Source organism: Pontibacter burrus (genome assembly GCF_010686685.1).
Taxonomy (GTDB): domain Bacteria; phylum Bacteroidota; class Bacteroidia; order Cytophagales; family Hymenobacteraceae; genus Pontibacter; species Pontibacter burrus.
This window is the reverse complement of record NZ_JAAGWD010000022.1, coordinates 1-1,187: the sequence shown is the minus strand read 5'-3', so window position 1 is coordinate 1,187 and position 1,187 is coordinate 1. Positions and strand designations below refer to the sequence as shown.

Below are 1,187 nucleotides of genomic sequence, written 5' to 3'. Positions count from 1 at the left end.
GATTTTATAAAATAATCCTGAGGGTCTTTAGAAATGAGCTCTAAGGTTTGTTCGGTAAGTTCAGGGATATAGCCATCTTTACCAAATAATGCAAAGTCATGTCTCTTGATGAACAAGAATATAGGTACCCAGAGACTAATTAAACCATCCTTTAATTTAAATGGTCTTTTACTTAAACCTTCAACTAAGCCTCTTAAATTCGTTTTTTCTTTTTTCGCTTTATCTAAGAAGTTATTACAGTAGCCCCAAACTGCTTTAAATGATGAATCATTATCAACCGTAATTTCAGAGCTTGGTTTCTTGCCAAAAGCAGCTAAACCGTTAACTTTTAAGAGAGTAATGAAAATAGTTTTCTCAGCAGGAAACTTGTCTTTTGCAAAGTCTAGATTTTCTATATTGTAGTTCTGAACAAGAGCAGCAAAGAGAGATTTTTTTGCTGTATGAATAGCAGTTGATACTTTATGCTTGTTAACTAGTTCATTCTTAAATGTAGGAGTATCTGGATATACATCAGCACAGATTGTTGAAAGATGTGTATTAAAATCTTTCTTAGAGCTTACATCAATTTTCTTCCCCTTCCAGTACCAAATTACCTCTGACCCTTTGCTGTATAAGTTATCTATCAAGTAATGGTTGAGCAGTTTTTTCTGATGCTCTATGATTACAGTAAGTTCACGTTTAGCAACTCTATCGCTTTGATTTTCTTCAAGTACCTTTTTGCTTTTCTCGATATCTAGGAGTAGTTTCTTAATCTCAGCAGAATTTTTATAGTAGGCATATAAGATTGCTTCTTTTTGTCTACTAGAATTGTCTTGAAGCTCTTGTAAGCTTAGATTTTCATTAAAAATTAAATTAACGATGCCATCAACTTCTCCTATAGGCTCAGTATCAATTGGAAGTTCGGATATAACAAATTTGAATGCTCTTGGAGTACCTTTTTTGTAAGACTCAGCTTTAGCAAGTACGGGTGGTAGTGAAATGTACTTACTTAATACAGGTTGTATGTTTGTGATGTCATTTACTTTTCCAACTGCTTCGTTCATTGCAGCTTGAATATCTAAGTCTGTTCCTTCAAATAGTATATACTTGTGGCTATAGTTTCTGTAAAGTATAATCTTTTTGCTTTCAAGACTGCTAAGCAAGGTCTCTGCATTCTTTATTCCTAAGCATAGTGAAGCATAAGAGAT

At 33.4% G+C, this 1,187-nt stretch carries 1 pseudogene; it reads right to left on the bottom strand.

The annotated features are described in order from the left end of the window. Positions 1–1,187: pseudogene (locus GXP69_RS18870) on the bottom strand (hypothetical protein); the annotation flags it as partial.